21 protein-coding genes are annotated in these 17,515 nt (G+C 63.6%); 13 read left to right on the forward strand and 8 right to left on the reverse strand.

Annotation, left to right across the window (positions count from 1 at the left end):
- Positions 1–3: 3 nt before the first annotated feature.
- The 8 genes from X566_RS00400 to X566_RS00435 form a co-directional block, all read right to left on the reverse strand.
- A complete protein-coding gene (locus X566_RS00400; protein WP_034462668.1) occupies positions 4–696 on the reverse strand; it encodes a hypothetical protein in 693 nt (230 codons plus the stop codon).
- Positions 693–1,157 (reverse strand): hypothetical protein, encoded by a 465-nt coding sequence (locus X566_RS00405; protein ID WP_244434622.1) that lies wholly within the window; start codon positions 1,155–1,157, stop codon positions 693–695. The genes X566_RS00400 and X566_RS00405 overlap by 4 nt, the downstream gene beginning before the upstream one ends.
- 24 nt (positions 1,158–1,181) lie before the next feature.
- Positions 1,182–1,838: a hypothetical protein gene (locus X566_RS00410; protein WP_034462670.1), complete on the reverse strand. Its 657-nt coding sequence runs from the start codon at positions 1,836–1,838 to the stop codon at positions 1,182–1,184.
- Positions 1,839–1,849: 11 nt separating this feature from the next.
- Entirely contained in the window at positions 1,850–2,392 is a 543-nt protein-coding gene (locus X566_RS00415) for a hypothetical protein (protein WP_034462671.1), read from the reverse strand.
- A complete protein-coding gene (locus tag X566_RS00420; RefSeq protein ID WP_244434623.1) occupies positions 2,389–2,958 on the reverse strand; it encodes a nuclease in 570 nt (189 codons plus the stop codon). Before X566_RS00420 ends, X566_RS00415 begins: the two co-directional genes overlap by 4 nt.
- Before the next feature lie 4 nt (positions 2,959–2,962).
- Complete coding sequence (locus X566_RS00425; RefSeq protein ID WP_034462673.1) at positions 2,963–3,301, reverse strand: single-stranded DNA-binding protein; 339 nt, start codon at positions 3,299–3,301, stop codon at positions 2,963–2,965.
- A 28-nt stretch (positions 3,302–3,329) separates the two neighbouring features.
- Entirely contained in the window at positions 3,330–3,692 is a 363-nt protein-coding gene (locus tag X566_RS25545) for a hypothetical protein (RefSeq protein ID WP_409337800.1), read from the reverse strand.
- Between the two features lie 241 nt (positions 3,693–3,933).
- On the reverse strand, positions 3,934–4,422 hold the full coding sequence (locus tag X566_RS00435) for a hypothetical protein (protein ID WP_034462675.1): 489 nt from the start codon (positions 4,420–4,422) through the stop codon (positions 3,934–3,936).
- Between the two features lie 291 nt (positions 4,423–4,713).
- Between X566_RS00435 and X566_RS00440 the strand changes: the two genes are divergently transcribed.
- From X566_RS00440 to X566_RS00500, 13 genes are all read left to right on the forward strand, one after another.
- Complete coding sequence (locus X566_RS00440) at positions 4,714–5,220, forward strand: lytic transglycosylase domain-containing protein (RefSeq protein ID WP_244434624.1); 507 nt, start codon at positions 4,714–4,716, stop codon at positions 5,218–5,220.
- Positions 5,221–5,233: 13 nt separating this feature from the next.
- Positions 5,234–5,536, forward strand: coding sequence for a TrbC/VirB2 family protein (locus tag X566_RS00445; protein WP_034462677.1), 303 nt, complete (start codon positions 5,234–5,236; stop codon positions 5,534–5,536).
- Positions 5,533–5,829 carry a type IV secretion system protein VirB3 gene (locus tag X566_RS00450; RefSeq protein ID WP_034462678.1) on the forward strand — a complete coding sequence of 99 codons (297 nt, stop codon included), beginning with the start codon at positions 5,533–5,535 and terminating at the stop codon, positions 5,827–5,829. Before X566_RS00445 ends, X566_RS00450 begins: the two co-directional genes overlap by 4 nt.
- Positions 5,830–5,836: 7 nt before the next feature.
- Positions 5,837–8,248 carry a VirB4 family type IV secretion system protein gene (locus tag X566_RS00455; protein WP_034462679.1) on the forward strand — a complete coding sequence of 804 codons (2,412 nt, stop codon included), beginning with the start codon at positions 5,837–5,839 and terminating at the stop codon, positions 8,246–8,248.
- On the forward strand, positions 8,245–9,132 hold the full coding sequence (locus X566_RS00460; RefSeq protein WP_034462680.1) for a hypothetical protein: 888 nt from the start codon (positions 8,245–8,247) through the stop codon (positions 9,130–9,132). Before X566_RS00455 ends, X566_RS00460 begins: the two co-directional genes overlap by 4 nt.
- A gap of 11 nt (positions 9,133–9,143) precedes the next feature.
- Positions 9,144–9,854 (forward strand): type IV secretion system protein, encoded by a 711-nt coding sequence (locus tag X566_RS00465; RefSeq protein ID WP_034462681.1) that lies wholly within the window; start codon positions 9,144–9,146, stop codon positions 9,852–9,854.
- 74 nt (positions 9,855–9,928) lie between these two features.
- A complete protein-coding gene (locus X566_RS00470; RefSeq protein WP_034462682.1) occupies positions 9,929–10,120 on the forward strand; it encodes a hypothetical protein in 192 nt (63 codons plus the stop codon).
- A 202-nt stretch (positions 10,121–10,322) separates the two neighbouring features.
- Complete coding sequence (locus X566_RS00475; RefSeq protein ID WP_034462683.1) at positions 10,323–11,453, forward strand: type IV secretion system protein; 1,131 nt, start codon at positions 10,323–10,325, stop codon at positions 11,451–11,453.
- Entirely contained in the window at positions 11,450–12,163 is a 714-nt protein-coding gene (locus tag X566_RS00480) for a virB8 family protein (RefSeq protein ID WP_034462684.1), read from the forward strand. The genes X566_RS00475 and X566_RS00480 overlap by 4 nt, the downstream gene beginning before the upstream one ends.
- Entirely contained in the window at positions 12,160–12,963 is an 804-nt protein-coding gene (gene virB9 / locus X566_RS00485) for a P-type conjugative transfer protein VirB9 (protein WP_152539754.1), read from the forward strand. The genes X566_RS00480 and virB9 overlap by 4 nt, the downstream gene beginning before the upstream one ends.
- Before the next feature lie 6 nt (positions 12,964–12,969).
- Entirely contained in the window at positions 12,970–14,316 is a 1,347-nt protein-coding gene (gene virB10 / locus X566_RS00490; RefSeq protein ID WP_034462685.1) for a type IV secretion system protein VirB10, read from the forward strand.
- Positions 14,279–15,316 (forward strand): P-type DNA transfer ATPase VirB11, encoded by a 1,038-nt coding sequence (virB11, locus tag X566_RS00495; RefSeq protein WP_034462686.1) that lies wholly within the window; start codon positions 14,279–14,281, stop codon positions 15,314–15,316. Before virB10 ends, virB11 begins: the two co-directional genes overlap by 38 nt.
- Positions 15,313–17,454, forward strand: coding sequence for a type IV secretory system conjugative DNA transfer family protein (locus tag X566_RS00500; protein WP_034462687.1), 2,142 nt, complete (start codon positions 15,313–15,315; stop codon positions 17,452–17,454). The genes virB11 and X566_RS00500 overlap by 4 nt, the downstream gene beginning before the upstream one ends.
- Positions 17,455–17,515 lie beyond the last annotated feature (61 nt).

Raw genomic sequence — 17,515 nt, forward strand, 5'->3', positions numbered from 1 at the left:
AATCTAGACGTCGGTGGGGCTGACGATGATTGAAGCTGTCGACGGTGTCGGCGGGTTGGCGGCTATGCCGGTGGAGGTCGGGAAATCGCCCGGCCCAGTCGGGCTTTGTTGGCAAACCGCCGACTGGTCTCCCGTGAAACAGGAGGCATCATAGCCGGCGCCACGGATCAAATAACTGCAGACGCTGACGCCATTGCCGTCCTTGACGTTCCGGGCGTTGCAGTCGCCGCCCGCGGCATAGTTTGCAAGCTTTCCGCGGGGGCCGCAGCCGAACTGGCAGGCCATGAGGATCGCAGACTGGTCGACCGTGGCGCAGCGACCGCCGTAGCATACCTGCTGCCCGATCAGCGAGGTCATGCCGTTGCTCTGCGCCTTTGACCACTCATCCTGCTGATATCGGGTCCAGGCCGCGACCTGCGCGGAGGGGTCGTTGAGAAAGCTTTGAGCATTGCCGTTGTAATAACGTTCGAAGGTGCCCGGACAGAACTGGAACGCCCCAAGGCAACCCGCCTGGTTGATAGAACCGAAATTCCCCTCGCTGCTCGAGACCTTGGCCGCAAAATTCGCGCAGTTCGCCGGAATGCCGGCCGAGGTCAGGCTCGCGGCGGATTCTCCCGCGAGCGCCAGCGTCGCCGACAGGCAAAGTACGACGCCTGCGTTGAAGACAGCCGATTGGACAGCGCGAGGGCGGCTCATGGCTTCACCGACCCGATCTCGAACTTGAAGTCTCCGTTGACCAGCGTCTTGCCGTCGTCGCTAAGGAGAAAGGGATGCTCGGCAAACGCGGCCTGCGGGCCCGAGTTCGACAGCCCGGCGAAGCGCGGATCATCGGGAGGGACGATCTGATGCATCATGTCGTCGACTAGGATGGCCGGCGGCTGGTGCGGTGCCACGCGCACGAGGCGCGTGGGGCAGGTCGCCGACGCGCAGTCGTCGTTCCATATCTGCGAGATCAAGTAGTCGCCGCGCGGGGTGCGCAGTTCATATTCGTGAATGGTCACGGTGCCGGAAGAGCCGGCTGCCAGCGCATCGCCGGTCCAGATCTTGTCGGGATCCTGGCTCACGTTCCGGTAGGAGGTCTTATAGGTGAAAGCCACTTCGGCCGCGGCCGCTGCCCCCGCGGCGAGCAGCCCCGCCACGGCGAGCAGACAAATCATGTGAGAGCGCATCCTTGTGTCTCCTCAATCAGCATTGCGCCGGCCCAGCGGCACATCCAGCGAGCAGCCATCGACAGCCTTATGGTTGACGATCATGCCCGTCTTCAGCGTTCGTTTCGGCACGTCATATGACGCATAGGCGGCGGACACCGTAGGATCGGGCGATGCGCCGGGCTCGAGCTCAAGAAAGCAAGCGTAACCGCCGTCCAGCGTGTGGACTTGAATCCCTTCGTAAATCGCGATCCGTATGGGGCAGAGCTTCACCGTCGCGCGCGCCTGCGGCACCGCGGTCTTGATCGTGCATCCAATCGCCGTGTTGAGGATACTTAGGACAACGGAACGACCGCGGCTCCAGATGACGAAATGAGCTTCGGTGACGGGCGCGTTACCGCCCGCGAAGCGATGATCGCCGCGTTGCCGATAGCCATCATTGTTGCGTTCGATCGCATCCTTCCAGATATCAGTGTAGGTAGCGGTCGCGCGTGAGGGCCGCTGTAGATCAGCATAGGCCATTGGCCGCCACGTCCCTGGGTCCGGCGTCACCGTTTGCGCCCAAGTTGGAGTGTTCATCATCCCGGCGAGCTCCATCGTCAGGAATACAGCGGCAGCGGGTCGAATAGCCGGCGACACGCGCTGCGTATAACATCTAATATAATGACTCAACCGGTTTGCCGCCTGCATCGTGCTGCCTGCTATTCGTAGCGATCGCGCCCCGGCCACCACTTCCAGAAATCTGTGGGCGAGCGCTCGCGGTTGCGCCAGGGCACCGCGCTGCGCGGCGGGTCGATTGGCTGCATGTTCCATACGTCGCCGTGGTAATAGAAATTCACGGCCTCGCGGCGCAGACGGCGACCGCTGGTGTCCAGAAAATCCGTAGCGCAGTGAACGACGGGACCGCGGTAGCGGGTCACACGGGCGGTTTGCGCGTCCAGCGCACCTGGCTTGCACCCGAACAGCCATACCGACGAGGGGGTGCCGTCGGCGGCATCGCCAGCGTGGAGCCTCTGATAAGCCGCATTGGCCTCCGGCTGGGTCGGGTAGGGAAAGCGTTCGGTCAAAATCGGCGCAAATGTCGAACGGTCGGGAGCATATTCGAGACGGCCGGGCTTGACGACGGCGGGCGTGTAGAGCGTCTCACGCGCGGGGGGCCCATAGTCTGAGACCGGCCATGGCTGCGGCGCAGCGCAGGAGGACAGCAGCAGAACGGGGATGATGAGAACGGCGGCGCGGCTCATGGCGTTGCCTCGGAGCGTGCGAGTGGCAGCGCCGTCGGATGGTTGGCACGCCACTCCCACGGCATCTGGAACGTGCTCGACCAAAGCCCGCGAAAGGCTTTCCGCGCATCCTGCTCGGCTCGGATGTATACCCGGACGGGCGGATCCTGCTCCGTGCCGGGAAGCGCCACGGCAACACCGGCCCGGAGCATGTCGGCGGCGATGTCGGGATGGCCAGCCGTGGCGCAACGCACCAGGTGTTCTGATGCCTCCTTCCGCAATGTGTTGCAGGCGAGCCAGGCATTCAGCGTCGCCGTAACGAGCCACGAGATAGCCATCGTCCCGCACGGCCAGGGCTGTCTGCCCAGGCGTGCGGTTTGGCCGGGCGCGCAGGTATCAATGCCGTAGAGTCGGTAGACTTCGTCTGTCTCAATATCGCGGAAACGCACACCGTCGATGACTTCGACCCGCAATGGCCGCGATTGAAGCGGCGCCTGCGGCGCATAGACGCCGTCCTTCCGATCGGCTGGCTGCGCATCAGCCGCGGTCATTATAGCGACTGCCAGGAGCGCGATCGTGAGCAGCAAGCCGTCATGCCGCCGCATCGTCGCGTGCACCGAGGTCGAGCTTGTGGAAGACGTTGGCGATGATGTCGGTGGTATAGACCGTCTCGCCGTCCTTCTTATAGGAGCCGTCGGCGATCCGACATTCGGCATAGACGGGATCGCCCTTCGCAACGTTGGCGATGACCCAGGCCGCAGCCTTTTCATTGAGGACGGTGACGGTCACCCAGTCGGTCTCTTCGTGTCGTTCGCCCTTGGTATCGGTCCAAGCGCGATCGGTCGCGACATTGACCTTGGCGGCCTTGTTGAACGCCTTCGGCGCCTGTCCCACAAAACCGCGGACGATGAAAAGATTTGTGGTTCGCATGCTCGCTCCTCGTGCTGGATGTTGATGCCTATGGCGTCGCTTCTTTCCCGTCGGACCTCCCGGTCCCGGGCGCGGCCAGGGGCTGCCTTAGGGCGCGCAGGATGATCGCGTTCGGATCGGGAACATCGGCAAAAGCCCACAATCCAACCTTGGATCGCTGCGCGACGAGTTGGGCCACGAAGTACGGCGCATGGACCGGTTGTCCGTCCGGCTTCAATGCCGAGAACGCAAATCCGGTCGAGATCAAAGCGGTGCCGAGATCGATGCGCGAACCCGCTGCAGCCCCTTTGTTCGGGCTGGCCAGGCAGAACACGAAAACGGTTCGCAGTTGCGGCGACTCGGCCGCATCATAGCACTGCGGTCTCAGATCGCGCACCAGCGCGACCAGCATGGCAAGCGAGGCCTCACCGCAGTCACGCTTGAGGCCATGCCCATTCGTGAAGCTCGTGCCACGCAGGCAGGCCTGGACGCCATAAAGGCGGTAGGTCCGATCGCCGTCCGACCAGCTGTCGCCTGTCAGATAGATGGCGTCCGCTGGAACTGGAAACCAGGACGACGCGGGTTGAGCCGTCACCACTGTTGCGGTGAGTGGCAGGGCCAAAATCCCGGCGAACAGCGATGCCCCGCCCATGCTAGTAGCCCTGCAGCGAGAAGTAGAACCGCTGCACGCCATTGGCCGAGCTGATGTCGACGTAATACGGCTCCTTCCGGTGCTGGCGCGGCGTCGTCGGATATGTGGTGGTACAGCCGCCATCGCTTCCAGAGCAGGTGCGCTCGGGCTTGGAGAGATCTGCGCACAGCTCTCCGTTGGGCGACGGCGGGGTTTCGCTGCCCGCCGATCCCGCGACGGGCGTCAGGCCGGAGGGACAGGGTTCGTAGGGCTCATAGCCGGGGTTGCTGGCGTGCCCTTCAGAACAGGACGGCCAACCGCCGCCGCGTGCCAGCCGCCGAAACAATTCCTGCATGACCGGGACGCAATAGGGAATGCCGGACCAGCTCGGATTGCTGGCCGCCGCACAGAGCAGCACCTTGCAGCCGAACGAGGCGTCCTGCGCTACGGCGGGTGGGGCGACCGCAGGAACGAGGCCGACAAGGGCGAGCAGGGCGAAGCAGCGGTTCATCCAACCCTCCGGATCGGAGCTGGGGACGTGGCTCACTAACCGGTTGCCAACGTAACAACATCTAATATATTGTCTATTGAAAAGTGAGGGCCTGGAGGCATGGCGAGACGAATCGCGGTAATCGCATTGGGGATGGCGGTGGCTTGCGCTGGGGCGAACGCCCAGGATGCCGCGACCTTGCCGCGGGTCGCGACCGTCGATGCGTCCGGCCGGGTCCTTCCGCTCGACCCCTCGCGTTTCCGCCTCGATGCCGCCGCGCCTGGGCACACCGCATGTGCTAACGCACAGGCGATGGCGCCAGACGAAGCGCGAGCTCTGGTGGCGCGCATCGCGACGGAAGAGAAGTTCTCGCCCGACTTCGTCCAATCGGTGGCGAAAAACGAAAGCCGCTACAACTCGATCGCGCTGTCGGAAAAGGGCGCCTTCGGCCTGATGCAGTTGCTTCCACAGACCGCGGATCGGTTCAAAGTCGACCTCTGCGATCCCGCCGATAACGTGCGTGGCGGCATTCGCTTCCTGCGCAGCCTCCAGGACAAATACAAGAATTTGTTCTTTGTTCTCGCCGCTTACAACGCCGGCGAAGAAGCCGTCGCCAAGAGTCGCGGCGTTCCTCCCTATCCTGAGACGGTGCGCTTCGTCGCCCAGGTCATCAACGACTTCAACAGCTGGCCGACTCCTGGCGGCGACCCGCGCGCGTCAGCACAGCCGGATGTCGTCGAGATGGCTCCTAGGGCCGACGCGGGGCGCCAACGCGCGGGAAGGCAGTGGAATGATGGCTTCGTCATGCACGTCGATTGACAGGGAGAACTTGATGATACGCTGGATCTCGCGCGCTCCGCTCGCTCTCAGCTTGCTTGCGCTCAGCGCCGTTGGCGCCGCTGCACAGTCCGGCGGCACGCTGCAGCCGGTGCAATCGACGCTGACGCAGTTGGTTCAGGCTTTGACAGGCCCGATCGCCACCGCGCTGGCGACGCTTGCCGTCATCGCCTGCGGATTGTTCGCCTGGTCCGGTCGTCTGACCTGGGGCATCGCCGGCAGCGTCATTTTCGGCATCGTCCTGGTGTTCGGCTCGGCGCAGATCGTCCAATTCTTCCAGTCGGCGGTCGGCCAATGACGGAAGCCGAGCTCGACGATCCCCTCATCACGCCGCTGGTCAAGGCGCTCACCCGAGCGCCGACGCTGATGGGCGTGCCGTACATGTATTTCATGTTCAACGGGGTGGTCTCGAGCGTGTGCTTCCTAGTCACCCACAATCTCTTCATGCTGCTGGTCGCGATCCCGCTGCATCTGTTCGGCTATGTGATGACCCTCCGCGACGATCGGATCTTCGAGATCCTGTTCGTCCGCTCGACAAAATGCCCGCCACGCGCACGCTCCTTCTGGGGCGCTGATAGCTACGCTCCGTGAGGCGATCATGGTCACTCGCGCCCTTCTCGACGAGCTGACCTTCGGCGCCGACTCCCGCCGCGAGCGGCCGGTTGCGTCGCACGTTCCCTATACCCGGCACGTCGACGACCATATCCTGAAAACGCGTGACGGCCTGGTTCTCACGGTGCTGAAGCTCGACGGCTATTCGTTCGAGACATCCGACATGAGCGAGGTCAACGCCCGTCTGCTCGGCCGCAACGATATCGTCCGCACGCTCGCCAACTCGCGCTTCGCGCTCGCGGCGCACATCGTCCGGCGCGAGGTGCAACCCCGGATCGCGTCGACCTTTGACAATGCGTTGTGCCGCGAGATCGACGAGCGTTACGACGCCTCGCTGTCGAAGCGCCGGATGTTCGTGAACGACATCTATCTCACGATAGTGCGCCGTCCGCTCCAAGGCCAGGCCGGGACCTTCGACGTCGTGATGACGAAGGCGCTCGGCCGCAAGGATGAGGCGGGCGAGTCGGTGGCCATTCAGACCGCCCTCAACGAGTTGCGAGACGCGGCGACCGCCGTTCGCGAGAACCTGTCCGCCTACGGCGCGCGCCAACTGGGCGTCGTGCGGCGGGGCGGCATCTGGTTCTCCGAGCCGCTGGAATTCCTCGTGCAGATCCTGAACGGCGGCCTGCCGCGGCCGATGCACCTGCCCCGGATGGACCTCGCCGACGCGCTCTCCACGAAGCGCCTCTTCTTCGGCCGCAACGCCATCGAGGTCCGCGGCGCCAGCCGTGACGACACGCGGTTCGGCGCGATGATCTCGATCCGGGAATATCCGGCGCAAAGCGGTCCCGGTTCGTTCGACAATCTCCTGCGGGTTCCGCACGAATTCATAGCCACCCAGACCTTCGCCATCGTCGATCGACCGGTCGCCGCCAAACAGATCGACCGCGTGTCGCGGCAAGTCGATATGTCCGACGAGGCCGGTTCGATCGTCGCCGAGCACCTTGACGAGGCCCGGGACGAATTGCTGGCGTCCGAGGCCATCTATGGCGAGCACCATATGACGGTGATGTGCCTCGGCCGCGATCTCGCCGAGGTGGGCGCGGCGGTGACGGCGGTCGGCGCCGCGCTGACCGATCGGTCGGTGATCTGGGTGCGCGAGGACCTAAACTGCGAGCCGGCGTTCTGGTCGCAGCTGCCGGGCAATTTCGCCTATATCGCCCGCAAGGCTGTGATCTCGTCGAAAAACTTCGCCGGCTTCGCCTCGCTGCACAACTATCCGAGCGGGCGGCCCGACGGCAACCACTGGGGGCCCGCAATCTCGGTCTTCGAGACCACGTCGCAGACGGCGTACTATTACAATCATCACGTCCGTGACATCGGCAATTTCACCGTGGTTGGGCCGACCGGGTCGGGCAAGACCGTGTTCCTGTCGTTCATCGCGGCGCAGACGCAACGCATCGAGCCACGCCCCAAGCTCGTCTTCGTCGACAAGGATCGTGGCGCCGAGATCTTCATTCGCGCCCTCGGTGGCCAGTATGAAGCGCTCGTCCCCGGCGAACCCACCGGATTCAATCCGCTGTCGTTGCCCGACTCGGCTGCGAACCGTGAGTTTCTGTATCAACTGTTTGCTTTCATGCTGCGCCCGGCCAAGGGCGGTGATCTCAGCGCGTCCGAGGAGCAGGTGATCCGAAACGCAATCGGAGCAGCGCTTTCAGCCGGGCCGGACGGGCGGACGCTGAAGGCTTTTTCGACCTTGCTGCGCGGTCGCATCCGGGCGGGGGAGGGGGATCTCCTCGCACGCTTGGAAAGTTGGATGCGTCCGGATCAGCGGGGATGGCTGTTCAACAATGATGAGGATCAGTTCTCGATTTCGAGCATCTTCGGTTTCGACATGACGCGGGTTCTCGATGATCCTGTCATCCGAACCGCCGCGCTCATGTACATCTTCCACCGCACCGAGGAGTTGCTCACGGGCGATCCGGTGATGATCTTTCTTGATGAAGGCTGGCGGTTGCTCGACGACGAGGTCTTTGCCTTCTTCATCCGCGATAAACTGAAGACGATCCGCAAGCAGAACGGCATCATCGGCTTCGGCACGCAATCTGCGGCCGATATCGTCCGCTCACGCGCGTCCAACACGCTGATCGAGCAGACCAGCACGAACATCTTCTTTCCGAATCCCAAAGCCGATGACGAGAGCTATCGTCAGGCTTTCCGCCTTTCGGGCCGCGAGGTCGACTGGATTCGCAGCACCGTGCCCGAAAGCCGGTCCTTCCTGATCAAGCACGGCCGGGACAGCGTCGTGGCCCGGCTGAACCTGTCGAGCATGCCCGACCTCATCAAGGTGCTGTCCGGTCGTACCGAGACCGTGGCCGAGCTCGACGCGCTGCGGGCGCGCGTTGGCGACGATCCAGCGGTGTGGCTGCCGATCTTCCTGGGGAGAGACCCTTCATGAAGACCATCCTGATCATTCTCGCGGCGGCCGCGGCGGCTTTGGCCACCCAGGCGCACGCGGCCATCCCGGTCGACGACGCAGCACAGCTTAGCCAACATTCGTTGACAGCCAGCACGACGGTCAAACTCGTACCGGTGACGACGCAGCGCAAGGACGCCAATAGCGGCGTCAAATGCGCGGTGACCACGGGCAAGAAGGCCAACGTCACCGATCCGACCGTGAAGCCGCAGGCGGGCGCCGGCAGCCAGGCCATTCGCTCCTATGCGCCGGACATGCCCGCCGCTCCCGATCCTGGGGCGCAAGGCGGCGCGCTGAACAGCCAGACATTGTTTCAGTCGAGCGGCAATGTGATTGCCGGTCTCGATGCCAGTCGCTCGACGCTTGGCGCCGCGCAGTCTGGGTTTCAGGTCGCGGGCCAGCAGGTCGGCACGGGCTCGACCGTGATGGCGGCGATGGACATGAACAGCGCGGCGCGGCTGCAGAACAACCTTGCCTGGAATGGCGTCATTGATTCGACGAACCTTTGGGTCACCGCCCTGAACGCGCTCAACCTCGCCAGAACGAGCGACATGAGCCGGGCGGCCGGGGGCATGCGGGCGGCGACGGGGGGACGGCCCGCCTCCGGTCCGGTCTGTCCCGTGGGCATGATCGGGACCGGCTCGCCGACTGACCCTTGCCGGACGCCGACGGGATGCTCGACCACGCCACCAGGCACGAACCCCGACCCTGGATGCGTCAGCGCCCGCTACGTCGACACTGAGGGCAACGTCATCTTTTACCTCGCACAGGCGCAAAGCACGCCGGCGAACGGCGCGTCGGCCGGGGGCTTGACTGTCGCCGACGTCGCCGCGGCGCTGGCCGCGATCAACAACGACACCCGCTAGGGAGGATTTTCATGCGCACCATCCTTGCCCTCGTCGCCGTCATCGTGACCGCCCAATTGTCGCCAGCGTGGGCGCAAGTCCCGGTCATCGACAACGCCAACCTGCAAAAGGCCCAGGAGATCGCAACCAGCACCCAGAAAATCCTGACCGCCGATCAGCAGATCATGCAGTTCACCCAGAAGACGCTGCAAGCGGTGACGGGCGATCGCTCGTCCCAGGCGCAAGGAACCCTCGCACAAATGGCCCTCGGCGGCGGCTTCTCCATGGCGCAGGCGCCCTCCCTCGGATCGGTGATCTCGGGCGGGGCGCTGTCCTTCGCCGGCATGGGCTCGAATTCGCAGAACATCGTGTCGACGCTGATCAATGGCCTGCAGCTCGTACAGACGATCACCGGTCTCACCAGCGGGCAGAGCCATCCCGTGGACACGGCTTACAAGAGTTCGGTGAACGTCGCCGCTACCCTCTCCGGCCTTATCAATTCGACACAGAGCGCGGTGCAGCAGCGTTCGAGCGCTTTCAAGCAGGGAGGCCAGCAGATCGGCCAGGCGCAGGATCTGAAAGGCAGCATCGATCAGAACACCCAGGTCCAGGTTCAAACAGGTTTGACGATCAATGAGCTGAACGGTGTTGCGAACAACGCAGCAGCCGCGGCGAACCAGGCCAATCTCGATCGCATCGCGGCGGAGTCGGCTGCGGCGCGCGCCATGAAGTTCACCCAGTAAGGTAAGGGGCGTCTCGCCTCTGAGGCGTCTCGTGAAAGCTCCGGGATGGCGCAACACAACATTTGGGGGCCCTGATGACGAAGACCATTGTCATCGCGATAGCCGTTGTCGCCCTTGCCGCCGGCATTGCCATCGGGCGCTTCGCGCTGAAGGCACCAACGCCGGCCGCGACGAGCGCGGCCGAGACGACGCCAAAGCAGGACGGCGCCGCGGAAGCGGCGTCACGGGCCATGACGTTCACCCAACCCAAGGCGCCAACGCGGTGAGAATTATCCTCCCTCTCACGACCAGTCTCCTGCTTGCGCTCGCGGTCGGCGGCTGCGCTTACAAGCCCTTGAAAGCGCCGTGCTCGCCCGATGAGGGAGGCGCGCCACTCGCCTATGCGCAACTTCCCCCAGCGCCATCCGCTCGCGCCGCGATTCATGCCGTCGATTCCTGCGGCCCGATGCGGCCGATCTGAGGAGTCCGATGGCCAACAACTTCAATATCACCTCGCTGCTGCAATCGGTCGATCAGCTGGGCCAGAATTACGTTTCGACGGCCTATCAGGCCCTCGCGAACGCGGCGACATCGGGTGGGACGACCGGCGTCGCCGGCCTGCTTCTGACGCTATACGTGATCTTCTGGGGTGTTGGAATCTGGCAGGGCACAGCCAGTGGCGGCCCGTCGGATCACGCCTTCCGGCTGTTTCGCGCGGTGATGATTTATGTCCTGGCGACGCGCTGGGGCGAATTCCAGACCTTCGTCTATACGGTCTTGAATGACGGCCCCTCGGCCATCGGCAACGCGCTCCTCAGCGCGGTCACGTCCGCCAACAACACCGGTACTTCGGCGAATCTGACCTCGGTCAACGCGGTTCAGTCGGCGTTGCAGAATATGTGGGACACTACCAATAGCGCGACGGAGGCATTTCTGCAGAATGCCGGCATCACCAATTGGGGCCCCTACATCTTCGCCGCCGTGTTCTATGTGGTCATGGCGATCTTGATCGGTTTTGCCATCTTCTTGATCGTTCTGTCGAAGATGTTCATGTGGCTGCTGCTCGCGCTGGCACCGTTGTTCATTATCCTGCTCCTGTTCGGAGTCACGTCGCGTTTCTTCAGCGGTTGGATGAGCTCGCTCGTGCAGTATTTCCTCGTGCAGGTGCTGGTCTATGCCTTTCTCGCCTTCTATGTCTCGCTGATCCAGCAATCGATCGACACGCTGAATGGCGTTGCCAACAGCAAGTCGGCGACCTGGGCGACGATCGGCCCGGTGGTGCTGCTCGCCATCATCGGCATCCTGCTGCTGAGCCAGATCAACAACATGGCGGCTGCGATCGCTGGCGGCGTTCCGATCTTCGCACCCCGGTTGGGCGCGGTGCTGGCCACCGCTTCGGGTTACCGGATGGGAGCGGCCGCCAACCGTGCGCGCCTCGCCCTTCGCAACCCGTTCAACCCTGCCTCGCTATCACGGCGCGAAGAATTGGCCTCCCGGCAGAGAGCGCGTGTCGGCCTCCGCTCTGCGCGCTGGTCGCAATCCGCAGAGTTTCGTCGGCTTGCTGACCAGCTCCGCAACTCCGGCGCACCGCCGGCGCAGAGCGGGGGAGGGCGGCCATGACGGAGACCGCCGCGGAGCCCGACCGCGTGGATCCGCGCTACTACGCCGACGGCGCGACCTGGGAGCAAGATATCGCCCGGCGCAATCGCAATTCGCGCGCCCTCGCCTGGATCGTCGCCACGGTGATGACTGTAGTCGCCGTCACCGCGCTGGCTGTCCTGGCGCTCCTCGTGCCGCTCAAGACCTACGAGCCCTACATGGTCGTCGTCGACAAAACCACGGGGTTCGTCGAGGTCAAGCGGCCGACGGCGGAGGGACCCCTGACGCAGGACGAGGCGGTGACGATGTTCAATGTCGTCCGCTACATCAAGGCACGCGAGACCTACGATCCGAAGGCACTGAAAGACAATTTCGATCTCGCCCAGCTTCTCGCAGCCGGAGACGCTGCCCGCGAGCTCACGGAGATCTACTCGCCGGCTAATCCCAACAACCCGGTGAAGATCTATGGGACCAACACCGAGGTCAGCGTCACCATCAAGTCGGTGACCTTCCCGAACAACCGCACCGCGCTGGTCCGCTTCTCGACCGACGAGAAGTCCGCGACCAACATCGTGACCAGACATTGGGTTTCGCTGGTGCGCTTTCGTTATACGTCTGTGCCAATGCGCAACGAATGGCGCTTCGACAATCCGCTCGGCTTCCAGGTGCTGGAATATCGGCGTGACCAGGAATCGGCGCCGACTCCGCGCAGTGCAGGACAGCAGCCATGATGCGGCCGTACGCTTCCGCCCTTCTCACGCTGTTGCTGTCAGCGGGCGTGGCGTTCGCAGAATCGACGCCACGCCCGGGCCGGCTGGACCCGCGCGTGCGCGATGTCGTCTACAGCCGCGACAATGTCACCGCGATTGACGCGACTTATGGCACGTCGACGATGATTCAGCTTCAGCCTGACGAAAAGGTCGNGACGCTGGCGCTCGGCGATTCCATTGCCTGGCGTGTCGAGCCGAATCGAAAAGGCGACATCATCTTCATCAAGCCTGTGGAGAAGAACGCCCAATCCAATCTCAACGTCGTCACCGACAAGCGGGTCTACTCCTTCCTGCTGCGTTCGAACACGCGCCCACCCTCGAGTCAGATCTACGCCGTGCGCTTCCGTTTTCCCGACGACGAGGTCAATGCCCGCCTCCTCGCCGAAGCCAAGGAGCGCGCGGCCAATCCGAATCTAAAAGCGCTGAACATCGCGAATGCCAACAGCAACTACGGCTATAAGGGATCATCAACCAACAAGCCGGTCGCCGTCTTCGACGACGGGACAAAGACCTGGTTTCGGTTCGAAGGTGAAACGCCGGCGATCTACATCGTCGATGCTGATCGCAATGAAAGCCTCGTCAATTTCCGAACCGAGGGACCGTATGTCGTTGTCGACAAGGTTTCCCCGCAATGGACCCTGCGCAACGGCAAGGAATCGACCTGCATCTTCAACCGCCGCCTGACCAATGTGCGTGAGCCGACAGGCCTCGAGCCTTATGCGCCGCAACGCGTCGGCGCGGCCATCGCTTCGGGAGGTTGAGCGCGCATGCCGACGGCCGACGAATATCGATCACTGGAGCTCGAGGCGGCCGCCGCCAGTTCTGTCGCCAGGGGGCGCACCGCTCTCGGCGGTTTCTTGAAGATTGTTATCCCGCTGGGCGCGGTGGTGATCGCTGCCTGGCTCATCTACGGATCGCTGGCCCGCCGGACCCCCACGTTGACGACGCCGGACAAAGAAGAATTCACCACCACGCAGTTTCCCGCGCCGTCGCTTTCGACGCCCCGCCCGCAAACCGACCAAGGCACGATCGTCGTGCCGTCGGCGCCCCCCGAAGCCACACCACCCGCACCTCCAGTCGCACCGCCGCTCGCCTTGCCTCCCCCGCCGGCGCCGGAACCGCCCCTTGCGGCGGCGCCGCCCAACGACGACGAGGCGAGGCGGCTCGCGGAGCTCGAGCGGCAACGTCAGGAGGAGGAACGGCGGCGTTGGGAGCGGCTGCGAGCGCCGCAGGTCATCGCAGACAACGCCTCGGCNGCCGCCGCTGCCAACGGCGAGGAGGGGCCCCGTGGCGCGGCAGGCAACGAGGACGATCCCAATCGGCGTTTTCTTGCCTCCGTCTCTGCTGCGGGCGTCGAGGTGGCCCGCGCCACAAAGAACAACCGCATTGACGCGCTCGTGGCCCAAGGCACACTGATCCGCGGGGTTCTGGAAACGGCCGTACAAAGCGACCTACCCGGCATGGTGCGCGCCGTGGTGACCGAGAACGTCTGGTCGTTCGACGGCCGGCGGGTGCTTATCCCCTCCGGCAGCCGCTTAATCGGCGAGTATCGCTCCGGCATCGCCCAGGGCCAGACCCGCGTCTTCATCGTATGGACCCGGATGCTGCGGTCCGATGGCGTCTCGGTCCAACTCGGCTCGAATGGCGCGGACGAGCTCGGCCGGGCCGGCAACGCTGGTTTCGTCGACAATCACTATCTCGAGCGCTTCGGCTCGGCGATCGTGTTGTCGCTGGTCGGCGGCGGAGCCCAGTTCCTCAGCGCCTATGGGCAAAACACCGACGGCTATGGCNACGGCACGGTCATCACCACCCCCGATCCCGTGACGGGCGTGGTGACGCAAACCCAAACTGGTGTGAACCAGAACCAGCTTTCGTTGCAGGCCCGTCAGATCGCCGCGCAGAACATCTCTCAGACCTTGACCAACATTGCCCAGGAGGCCCTGCGCAACTCCATCAACATTCCACCGACCATCTACCTCGACCAGGGCACGCGCATCATCGTGTTCGTGCGGCGCGATCTCGATTTCTCGGCGCTGTATCCGGATCCGGTCAGGGAAGCCCTCAGGGAGCTGAAGCGTGAGCGTAGTGGCGCGAAGCCTGACGGTCTTCATTGATCGTGCACTGGAGCCGATCCGGCCTTGGCTCGAGGACGACCAGGTCGTAGAGATCTGTGCCAACGGGCCGGGCGAAGTCTGGATCGAACGGTTCGGACAGTCGGCGATGGAGCGTTACGACGTGCCGGCGTTGACCGAGCACGCGATCCGCCACCTGGCCGAGCGTGTCGCGGGTCATTCCGGGCAAAGCATCAATGAAGAGCATCCGCTCCTGTCCGCAGCATTACCGACTGGCGAGCGCTTTCAGGGCGTTATTCCACCCGCCACGACCTCGGGAGGCGCCTTTGCCATCCGCAAGCAGGTCATCAAGGAGATGCGGCTCGACGACTATCGCCGCATGGGATCCTTCGACAAGGTCGCGATGGCGGAAGAGGGGGCCTTGTCCGACGTCGATCGCCGCTTGTGCGAACATCTCGACGCCAGTCGCATCGAGGACTTCATAAAGCTGGCCGTTGTCAGTCGATATTCGATCCTCCTTTCGGGAGGGACAAGCTCCGGAAAGACAACGTTTCTGAACGCGATCCTTAAGGAAGTACCGGCGGACGAGCGCATCATCACGATCGAGGACACGCGCGAGGTCAATCCGATCCAGAAGAACTATCTTCCATTGGTGGCCTCGAAGGGGGACCAGGGCGAAGCGCGGGTTACGGTCGAAACGCTCCTGCAGGCCTCGATGCGCCTGCGTCCGGACCGCATTTTCCTCGGCGAGATCCGCGGCGCCGAGGCCTATTCGTTTCTGAGAGCGATCAACACGGGACATCCCGGCAGCATCACGACGGTCCATGCCGACAGCTCGGCCGGCGCCTTTGAACAGCTGGCGCTGATGGTCATGCAGGCAGGCCTTGGTCTGCGCCGCGACGAGATCATTGCCTACATCAAATCAGTCCTTCCAATCGTCGTTCAGCAGACCAAGGTTGGCGGCTGGCGGGGCACATCGGAGATCTATTTCGCGCGGATGGCAGACTGGCGGCGTGAACAGGCGACGGGGGGTGACGGATGAGCCGCATCATCGCATTCCGGATCGGCGTCGGGCTCCTCGTCCTTCTGGCATTCTTGTTGTTGTGGAGCCTGGCGTACGAGGTCGTGGTCGCGCTCCGCTGGGCGCCACAGCGGTTTCCAAGCGAGGGCGCAAGCAGGTGGGCCTTGTTCGCGATGCAGAATGCCGACCGTTCGGCTGATTTCTTTCTGGTGGCCTGGCGTCACTTCTACGACAGGCTGCTCTATCCTCCGACGCGGACCGAGGCGTTTATCCGAGCCGGCTATGCCGCCGCCGCGGTGCTCGCACTAGGTCTTGCGGGGGCACTCTTCGCTTTCATCAATCGCAGACAAATGCCCTATGGTGCCGCTCGCTTCGGCCATCTGATGGAAGCCGCAAGGCAGGGCCTGACCGCCAAGCGGGGCATCGTGCTCGGATTGCTCAGTGGCGCCACCATCCGGTCCGACGAACCTGCGCATATCCTCGTGGTCGGACCATCGCGGTCCGGAAAAGGAACGGGCTTTGTTCTGCCCAACGGCTATTTGTGGCAAGGCTCGGCGGTCTTCTTCGATCCCAAGCGCGAGAACTTCGAGGCCCTCGCCAACCATCGCATGGCGATGGGCAACAAGGTCTTCATGTTCTCGCCCGGCTCGAACGACACACATCGCTACAATCCGCTTGATTTCGTGCGCCGGGACGAGCGCATGGCGACCGACTGTCTTGTCGTTGCCTCCTTCGTCATTCCGGAAAAAGCCGACGATACCTGGGCTGGTGCCGGGCGGCTGCTGCTTTCCGCGCTGATCGGCTATGTGCTCTCCTCGCCGCTCGTCGAGGGCGCTCAGCATATGCGCACGGTGGCCCGGATGACGACCACCGGCAAGGACATCTCGACGGTGTTGCGGGCGATCGTCCGCACCGAGCGGCAGCACCTGCCGACCTGGGTGGTCGACAGCTTCAACCAGTACATCGCGCTCGAGCCGGAGACGCGCAACAGCGCGGTCTTCAACGTCAACATGGCGATGAGCCTTTGGAACAACGGTCTCATCTCGGCCGCGACGGAAACCTCGGACTTCGACATCCGGGAGCTGCGGCGCACGCCGATGACCATCTTCATCGGATGCACGATCGCCGAGCTTTCAATCTTCCGGCCGCTCATTCGCATCTTGTTCCAGCAGATCCACGATCTCTTGATGGTCAAGATCCCTGGGGAGGACGAGCCGTATCAGGTTCTCCTGATGCTCGACGAATTCTACCACGTCGGCCGGATGGATTCGCTGATCTCAAAGATCACGATCAGCGCCGGGTACGGCTTCCGGATGGCGATCGTGATGCAGGACCTCGCGCAGTTGGACGAGCTCTATGGCAGGAACACGCGTATCACCACGGTGTCCGGCTCTCAGATCAAGCTGTTCATCCAGATCAACGATCTCGATACTTCCGAGTTCGTGTCGGAGATGCTGGGGGAGACTACACAGGTGTATAAGACGCCGATCCAGCGGCCGGGGCAGGGCATCTTTGCGCCCCGGGTCTGGGCGCCGCATTACACGCCGCGGCCGCTACGCAGTCCTCTCGAATTGCGGGAAATGTCCCCGCGCCTCTCGATCTTGATGGTCAAGAACTCACCGTCCTTCGAACTCACAAAGATCCGACACTATCTGGATAAGCCGTATAGACGATACTTCGAACGCGCCAAGGGCTCTCCGCCGGAGTTGCCGCGATTGCCGGCTTGGCACGACGAGGCGTTGCAGGGGGCAATCAATCCGGCTCCGGAACCCGCCCAAGACAATGGTGAGCCCGCATCCGTAGAGCCGGCGCGCACGCTAAAGCCAAAGCCGAAGTCGCGGCGGACACCATCGAAGCCGGCCTCCAAGGCAAAGGCGACGCCGCCAGATGGCGAGCCGGCGTTGCTTTTGACACCGCGCCGCGCTCCAACCCATCCGGCAGAGCCAAAGCGCAAAGAACTATCTCTTGGCGCGCAGCCGCCCGCGCCGGTGGGCGAGAACTGTGACGTTCGTGAGATATTGGCGGCGGCGGCGGCCGACCAGAGCGAGGACTTCGTTTCTATGATTGATGTATTAAGGGCGGCGCCGGGGTCGGAGGTGCAAGAAGCGTTCGACACTCTTCGTTCGCTCAATCGATCATTTGGAGAAAGCGAAAGGTGACGCCGCCGCACTTGCTATCTCCCGTCCGTGCCCTCGATCTCGCAAGCGAGCCGGCCGCGCG

Origin of the sequence: Afipia sp. P52-10 (assembly GCF_000516555.1) — a bacterium.
GTDB lineage: Bacteria > Pseudomonadota > Alphaproteobacteria > Rhizobiales > Xanthobacteraceae > P52-10.

What these genes read in the sequence shown, in the direction of transcription:
- X566_RS00460 (WP_034462680.1), top strand. Translation starts at nt 8,245, where the DNA reads ATGAAGACCATCCTGATCATTCTCGCGGCGGCCGCGGCGGCTTTGGCC.
- X566_RS25545 (WP_409337800.1), bottom strand. Translation starts at nt 3,692, where the DNA reads ATGCTGGTCGCGCTGGTGCGCGATCTGAGACCGCAGTGCTATGATGCG.
- X566_RS00405 (WP_244434622.1), bottom strand. Translation starts at nt 1,157, where the DNA reads ATGATTTGTCTGCTCGCCGTGGCGGGGCTGCTCGCCGCGGGGGCAGCG.
- X566_RS00465 (WP_034462681.1), top strand. Translation starts at nt 9,144, where the DNA reads ATGCGCACCATCCTTGCCCTCGTCGCCGTCATCGTGACCGCCCAATTG.
- X566_RS00445 (WP_034462677.1), top strand. Translation starts at nt 5,234, where the DNA reads ATGATACGCTGGATCTCGCGCGCTCCGCTCGCTCTCAGCTTGCTTGCG.
- X566_RS00455 (WP_034462679.1), top strand. Translation starts at nt 5,837, where the DNA reads ATGGTCACTCGCGCCCTTCTCGACGAGCTGACCTTCGGCGCCGACTCC.
- X566_RS00500 (WP_034462687.1), top strand. Translation starts at nt 15,313, where the DNA reads ATGAGCCGCATCATCGCATTCCGGATCGGCGTCGGGCTCCTCGTCCTT.
- X566_RS00440 (WP_244434624.1), top strand. Translation starts at nt 4,714, where the DNA reads ATGGCGCCAGACGAAGCGCGAGCTCTGGTGGCGCGCATCGCGACGGAA.
- X566_RS00425 (WP_034462673.1), bottom strand. Translation starts at nt 3,301, where the DNA reads ATGCGAACCACAAATCTTTTCATCGTCCGCGGTTTTGTGGGACAGGCG.
- X566_RS00410 (WP_034462670.1), bottom strand. Translation starts at nt 1,838, where the DNA reads ATGCAGGCGGCAAACCGGTTGAGTCATTATATTAGATGTTATACGCAG.
- X566_RS00400 (WP_034462668.1), bottom strand. Translation starts at nt 696, where the DNA reads ATGAGCCGCCCTCGCGCTGTCCAATCGGCTGTCTTCAACGCAGGCGTC.
- X566_RS00475 (WP_034462683.1), top strand. Translation starts at nt 10,323, where the DNA reads ATGGCCAACAACTTCAATATCACCTCGCTGCTGCAATCGGTCGATCAG.
- X566_RS00415 (WP_034462671.1), bottom strand. Translation starts at nt 2,392, where the DNA reads ATGAGCCGCGCCGCCGTTCTCATCATCCCCGTTCTGCTGCTGTCCTCC.
- X566_RS00435 (WP_034462675.1), bottom strand. Translation starts at nt 4,422, where the DNA reads ATGAACCGCTGCTTCGCCCTGCTCGCCCTTGTCGGCCTCGTTCCTGCG.
- X566_RS00480 (WP_034462684.1), top strand. Translation starts at nt 11,450, where the DNA reads ATGACGGAGACCGCCGCGGAGCCCGACCGCGTGGATCCGCGCTACTAC.
- X566_RS00450 (WP_034462678.1), top strand. Translation starts at nt 5,533, where the DNA reads ATGACGGAAGCCGAGCTCGACGATCCCCTCATCACGCCGCTGGTCAAG.
- X566_RS00470 (WP_034462682.1), top strand. Translation starts at nt 9,929, where the DNA reads ATGACGAAGACCATTGTCATCGCGATAGCCGTTGTCGCCCTTGCCGCC.